Source organism: Salimicrobium halophilum, from assembly GCF_900100295.1.
Lineage (GTDB): Bacteria > Bacillota > Bacilli > Bacillales > Halobacillaceae > Salimicrobium > Salimicrobium halophilum.
The window spans coordinates 177,267-183,633 of record NZ_FNEV01000007.1; the positions used below are offsets into that span (position 1 = coordinate 177,267).

General features: G+C 47.9%; 6 protein-coding genes. All 6 read left to right on the forward strand.

From position 1 onward, the window contains the following. Positions 1-40 precede the first annotated feature (40 nt). Positions 41-679, forward strand: a complete 639-nt coding sequence (locus tag BLQ44_RS12100; RefSeq protein WP_093194154.1) for an O-methyltransferase — start codon at positions 41-43, stop codon at positions 677-679. A gap of 197 nt (positions 680-876) precedes the next feature. Continuing rightward, positions 877-2,943 (forward strand): BglG family transcription antiterminator, encoded by a 2,067-nt coding sequence (locus tag BLQ44_RS12105; protein ID WP_093194155.1) that lies wholly within the window; start codon positions 877-879, stop codon positions 2,941-2,943. 15 nt (positions 2,944-2,958) lie between these two features. Further along, the gene (locus BLQ44_RS12110) at positions 2,959-3,441 is read left to right on the forward strand and encodes a PTS sugar transporter subunit IIA (protein WP_093194156.1); all 483 of its coding nucleotides are present in this window, start codon (positions 2,959-2,961) and stop codon (positions 3,439-3,441) included. 57 nt (positions 3,442-3,498) lie between these two features. After that, a complete protein-coding gene (locus BLQ44_RS12115; RefSeq protein ID WP_093194171.1) occupies positions 3,499-4,839 on the forward strand; it encodes a PTS galactitol transporter subunit IIC in 1,341 nt (446 codons plus the stop codon). A gap of 21 nt (positions 4,840-4,860) precedes the next feature. Next, positions 4,861-5,145 (forward strand): PTS sugar transporter subunit IIB, encoded by a 285-nt coding sequence (locus BLQ44_RS12120; protein ID WP_093194157.1) that lies wholly within the window; start codon positions 4,861-4,863, stop codon positions 5,143-5,145. A 136-nt stretch (positions 5,146-5,281) separates the two neighbouring features. Then, positions 5,282-6,217 carry an NADP-dependent oxidoreductase gene (locus BLQ44_RS12125; RefSeq protein ID WP_093194158.1) on the forward strand — a complete coding sequence of 312 codons (936 nt, stop codon included), beginning with the start codon at positions 5,282-5,284 and terminating at the stop codon, positions 6,215-6,217. The last annotated feature ends 150 nt before the right edge of the window (positions 6,218-6,367 follow it).

Sequence of the window (6,367 nt, forward strand, 5' to 3'; positions counted from 1 at the left end):
AAACATAATATAGATAGACTACTGGGGAGGAGAGTTGACGATGAAGAAAATCAATGAATATATCGACGAGACATTCACAAAAGAAGATGAACTATTGCAGGAGGTAAGATATTATATCGCGGAAAAAGAAATGCCGGCGATTTCGGTATCTCCCTCCGCAGGGAAATGCCTGACGATGCTCGTCCGAATGACTGGAGCGAAGCGCGTTCTTGAAATCGGAGCGCTTGGAGGGTACAGCGGTGTATGTCTTGCCCGTGGTTTCGGGGCAGAAGGGGAACTACTGTCATTGGAGCTCGAAAAGTCCTACGCCCAAGTGGCGAAAGAGAATTTGACGAAAGCAGGTTTTGAAGATCAGGTCTCTCACCTCACAGGGCCGGCACTTGAAAGTCTGGATTGGCTGAACGAACAGCAGGACAGCTTCGACTTCTTCTTCATCGATGCAGATAAAGATAACTATGAAAACTACCTCGAAGGCTGTCTACGTCTGGCTCGGCCGGGAGCGGTGATTGTCGCCGATAATGTGCTGGCCCGTGGAAGTGTGGCCGATGAGGAAATAGAGGCACGGAAATACACGGAAACGATGAGGGATTTCAATAAGAAAGTTGCTGAACATCCGCGACTCGAATCGATGCTACTGCCGATCGGAGATGGGTTTACCGTAAGCAGGGTGAAGAAGTAGCGGGAGAAGGTGCCTGTGCATGAGTGCTCCACTTATGTACAGGTATTTTAGTTACATACCAAATAAATTGTCGAATCGGGACTTCCTTTTCTTCGGTTCAGTCCATTTTTGTACATGAACTACCCCTTCCATTGTGCTGAATGTTTGTACAATTCTGAGATTTACAGTGATAGGATAACTTTAAAGGAGGTTACATTATGCTGGACAAGCGGGCACAAGCCATTATGTCCGAACTGCTGGCTCAACCTTATATATCCAGCAAACAGCTGGAGAAGAAACAGGGGCTCACCCGGCGTCAGCTTGGATATCGAATAGGTAAACTCAATGAGTATCTTCTGGAAAAGGGGCTGCCGGTCGTGGAACGCACACGTCAGGGCTATTTTGATGTACCCTCGCCGATTGCGGAGTTTTTTCAAAAGAACGACCAGGAAATCATTCATCCTGATGATGCAGGGGATATACACAAAGAAGAGCGGCTTGATTACCTTCTCGTCTACTTGATGACAGGGGAGGAGGAGATTACGCTTGCCCATCTGATTTCTTTTCTCGGCGTGAGTAAAAATACGGTGCTTCACGAGATGAAGTCGGTACGTCGAAAGCTTGCTTCTGCCGGGTTGGACATTCATTACACCAGGCAGGAAGGCTACTTTGTCACAGGTAATGAATTCAGCAAAAGGCGTATCCTGATCAGATCTATTTCCAATGTGCTGAACCGGGATGGCGGGGAAATAAACCTTCGGAACTTTTTTGATATCGAACAGACAGACGTGCTTCACTTGAAATCGCTGATTGAACGGATGGAAGAGAAGTTAGGGATCAAATATACGGATGAAAATCTACGTCTCATTCCTTATATTCTTCTTCTTCTGTTACGTCGTCTTCGTCTTGGTCACAGAGTGGAATTGGACGGGATCGCTTACGAAGAGCTATCGAACACGAAGGAATATCGGGTTACGGAACATTTGCTTAAAGAAATCGATGATGTGCCGGACTCCGAGCGGTTGTTCATCACCTTGTACATCCTGACTTCCCGCCTTTCGTCTATCCAGGAATCGGATCCCGGCGCTGTACCGGAACTTTACCCGGCTATTGAGGAGATGCTCAGTCGTTTTGAAAAAAGCGCATGCGTCACTTTCGAGAAAAGACGGGAACTTCTGGAGCAGCTGCTTCAACATATCACGCCTGCTTACTTTCGGATCAAGTACAGACTGACGGACTTGATTTATGCACCGGAGGTCTTCAGCAGAGAGCTCAGGGATATCCATCACATTGTAAAACAGTCTTTGGCACCCCTGGAGCGGATGATCGGTACCGTGATTCCTGAGAATGAAAGTGCCTATATCTCCATGCTGATCGGTGGATGGATGCGCAGACAGGGTGAGAGCCTGGATGAAAAAACGAAAGCCGTCGTCGTTTGCCCGCATGGGGTTTCGGTGTCACGTCTACTTTTCAATGAACTGGATCTTCTGTTTCCGGAGTTCGTGTTTCTCGATTATTTATCGGTACGTGAATTCGAAGCATATTCGCTTGATTACGATGTCGTCTTTTCTTCGGCACCGATTCCCACGGAGAAGAAATTGTTTCTGATCCGTCCTCTATTGAAGGAGGAGGAAAAGAATCGTTTGCGACAGCAAGTGCTGTTCGGTCTCCATGATCGACATAGCGGAGAAATCGATGTCAGAGAGATGTTGAATATCATTTCCAGCTATGCAGATATCCAGGATGAAGAAGGACTGGTGGAAGGGTTGAAGAATTATTTTGATGCCTACACCCGTGTCAGTACGAGACAGCCGGAGAAAGAACAGTCCGGAATAAATCTTCATTCCCTGCTTCCGCCGTCGCATATTCAACGGACGGAGGAGGTAAGAGATTGGGAGGAAGCCGTACGAAGTTGTGCATCGCCACTGGTTCAGGAGGAGTATATCACCCCTGACTATGTGCAGAAAATGATTCATGCGAGCAGCAACGATCCTTATATCATTCTCGGCAAACGCCTGGCTATCCCGCATGCAGCTCCTGAAGACGGGGTGAAGCGAATGGGGATGAGCATGCTTTCTGTTCGAAACGGAGTGTCGTACGCGGGTACGGACATTTATTGGATTGTGGTGATCGCAGCTGTTGATAAACACCAGCATATGACAGCATTGATGCAATTGATGGAGATCGCCCAGAACAGGTCACTGGAAGATCAGGTGCTGAATGCTGCATCAGCTGAAGAGATTTATAGAATTCTGCGCCGCGTACCGGCGAATACAGTAACGTAAGAGAGGGGGACAACCATGGGGGAGATCCGTATAGAGGAGGAGGTCATTTTTCAGGAACTTGAGGCTTCTTCAAAAGAAGAGGCGTTGCGAAAAGTGGCCGGAAACCTTGTGGAACAGAAAATTGTAGAAGAGAGTTTTGTAGAAGCTGTCATAGAAAGAGAAAAAGAATTCGCAACGGGACTGCCGACTCCCGGACTTGCTGTAGCTATTCCTCACACGGATGCTTTCCATGTGCGGGAAAAAGCGATCAGCGTAGCAGTATTGAAGGAACCGGTGACTTTTATCCAAATGGGTACGAGAGATGTGGAAGTTCCCGTGAAAATCATGTTCATGCTGGCGATGAATGAAGCTCATTCCCAGCTGGAGCTCTTGCAGAAGTTGATGGCTATGCTACAAAAACAGGAAGTGCTGGAGGGAATCGTTTCGGCTGAAACTGCCACAGCTATTCGGAAGATGATGGAAGAAGAATTGGGGTTGTATAACGGACAGGAAAAATAAGACGACTTCTTCATTTGTTTGTAAGCGGATACAAAAATGAAAGGACTGGTGAGGGGAATGGGAGTTTTACAATGGTTTGTCGATCTTGGCGCGAGTGTCATGCTGCCGATTATCATTTTTATCTTTGCACTTATTTTAGGTACGAAAGTAGGAAAAGCATTCAAGGCCGGTCTTACGGTCGGGATCGGGTTCATCGGGTTGAACCTGGTCATCGGTCTCTTAGCGGATAGTCTCGGCCCTGCCGCTCAGGCGATGGTAGATAACTTCGGATTTCAGTTGAATACGCTGGATGTCGGCTGGCCGGCCGCTTCCGCCATTTCATATGGTACCGTTCTCGGAAGTCTTGCTATTCCGATCGGTATCGGGGTCAACGTAGTGCTGCTTCTGTTCGGATTGACCCGTACGTTGAACGTAGATATATGGAATTTCTGGCACAGTGCTTTCGTCGGTTCGATCGTATACGTAATCACAGGGGATTTCGTATTATCGATTCTGACGATGATCGTTCACCTGCTTCTGATGTATCTGCTCGGGGATATCATAGCGGTGCGCATCGAGAAATTCTACGGGTATAAGAATCTGACGTTTCCACACGGAGCATCAGCCCCTTCGTTCCTCGTAGCCCTGCCGTTAAACTGGATTTTCGATCGGATTCCAGGTTTCAATAAACTCGAGGCCGATCACGAAACGATTCAGCGGCGCTTCGGCATCTTCGGTGATTCTACGGTGATGGGTTTGATCATCGGTCTGGTCATCGGAGCACTCGCCGGTTATGATGTGAGCGGTATTCTTCAATTGGGTGTCCAGACAGGGGCGGTTCTGCTTCTGATGCCGAAAATGGTGGCACTACTCATGGAAGGACTTGCTCCTGTATCGGAAGCGGCCGGGGATTTCGTCAAGAAACGTTTCCCGGGCAGGGATCTCTATATCGGGATGGACAGTGCTTTATCGATCGGACACCCATCCGTATTGTCGGCTTCTCTGATTCTCGTACCGGTGACGCTTTTTCTTGCAGTTGTACTTCCGGGGAATACGGTGTTACCTTTTGCGGATCTTGCGGTCATTCCGTTTCTGATTTGTCTGATGGTCCCGGTGTTCAGGGGAAATCTGATCCGTTCGGTAATCGGAGGTGCCATCTACATCGGGGTCGGTCTATATATCGCCAGCTGGATCGCTCCGGTGTTTACGGAAGCGGCTAAGTCCGCCAATTTCGATTTAGGTTCTGCGAACAGTATTTCTTCTTTGAGTGACGGTGCCGTCTGGACGACATTCATTTTCGGATGGATCCCGGATGCTTTCGGGTATGTCGGCATCATCCTCCTCGGCATCATCATTCTGCTGGGGCTTGTGTATGTGAATAAGTTGAAGCCTAAAAAAGTGAAAGACATGGTAGAATAATAGAAAATGGAGGGCTGACCAATGAAAAAATTATTGATTATGTGTGGAACAGGGGTAGCAACATCTACAGTAGTGACAGGCAAGGTGAAAGAATGGCTGGAACAGAACAACTTGGCAGGAGAGGTGCAACTGTATCAGTCGAAAGTAAGTGATGAAATAGGCAGAATCGATGACTACGATGTCGTGCTGTCAACGACGATGGTTTCGGATGACGTACGCGACAAAGTCATTGACGGGGTACCTTTGCTGACCGGGGTAGGGACAGAGGGAATGTATGAAAAGCTTTATGAAGAACTGACGAAATAGAATCGTATAGAGGCACTGCTCTTTTTGAGGGCAGTGCTTTTTACGTTTAATTTGCAGAAGAAGGTGATATATTAAGTGGACGGACAGAGACTAATGAGGTTCTATCAGTAACTCAACTTTAAGGAGAGTGGAAAAGATGAAAGCTATTGTAATCAATGAATACGGACATAAAGAACAGCTTACAGAACAGGAAGTGGAAACACCGAAACCGGGAAAAGGCGAGGTGCTCGTTCAAACTAAAGCCACTTCCATCAACCCGATCGACTGGAAGTTGCGTGAAGGGTATCTCAAGCAGATGATCGACTTTGAATTTCCGATCATTCTCGGCTGGGACGTAGCCGGAATCGTGGCAGAAACGGGAGAAGGTGTCACCTCCTTTGAAAAAGGCGATCGTGTCTTCGCGCGTCCCGATTTGACCGGAAAAGGAACGTACGCCGAGTATACAATCGTAGCGGAACACCTGCTTGCACCGCTACCTGAGAATATTTCCTATGAGGAAGGAGCTGCTGTGCCATTAGCTGGCCAGACCGCGTGGCAATGCCTCACAGACGTGACGAACGTACAGAAGGGCGAGAAAGTATTGATCCAGGCTGGTGCCGGTGGGGTAGGTTCGTATGCCATCCAGTTCGCGAAAGAAAAAGGTGCTTACGTGGCGACAACCGGTAGTACGAAGAACGTGGACTTTTTGAAATCTCTCGGCGCGGACGAAGTCATCGACTATACCAAAGAAGATTTCACTGAGGTGCTGAATGACTACGACGTCGTATTCGATATGCTGGGTGGAGACGTTCTGGATAAAGCGTTCGATGTATTGAAAAACGGCGGACGTCTCGTAACTATTGCCGGACAGCCGGATGAAGAAAAGGCGAAAGAGAAGAACATCGAAACGACGTCTTTCTGGCTTCAGCCGACCGGGAAGGATATGAAAGAGATTGCCGATCTGATGGAAGCAGGAAAAGTGAAGTCTCACATCGGTCATCGCTATCCGCTTACAGAACAAGGTTTGAGAGATGCGCATGAGTTGAGCGAGACGCATCATGCTAAAGGAAAAATCGTCATCAACGTAGAATAATATGATTTAGAGCAGGGACTGCCCCTGCTCTTTTTTATCAGCTTTAGGCGAGAAGACTCCCTCCTCAACGACGTAGGGGGGGAGATGAATCGCCTTCGGACGAGGAGACATCTTTGATGGTATCCGATGTCCGACAGAAATATATTTTTT

Coding starts and splice junctions, on each gene's coding strand:
- BLQ44_RS12105 (WP_093194155.1), top strand. CDS start 877: ATGCTGGACAAGCGGGCACAAGCCATTATGTCCGAACTGCTGGCTCAA.
- BLQ44_RS12100 (WP_093194154.1), top strand. CDS start 41: ATGAAGAAAATCAATGAATATATCGACGAGACATTCACAAAAGAAGAT.
- BLQ44_RS12125 (WP_093194158.1), top strand. CDS start 5,282: ATGAAAGCTATTGTAATCAATGAATACGGACATAAAGAACAGCTTACA.
- BLQ44_RS12110 (WP_093194156.1), top strand. CDS start 2,959: ATGGGGGAGATCCGTATAGAGGAGGAGGTCATTTTTCAGGAACTTGAG.
- BLQ44_RS12120 (WP_093194157.1), top strand. CDS start 4,861: ATGAAAAAATTATTGATTATGTGTGGAACAGGGGTAGCAACATCTACA.
- BLQ44_RS12115 (WP_093194171.1), top strand. CDS start 3,499: ATGGGAGTTTTACAATGGTTTGTCGATCTTGGCGCGAGTGTCATGCTG.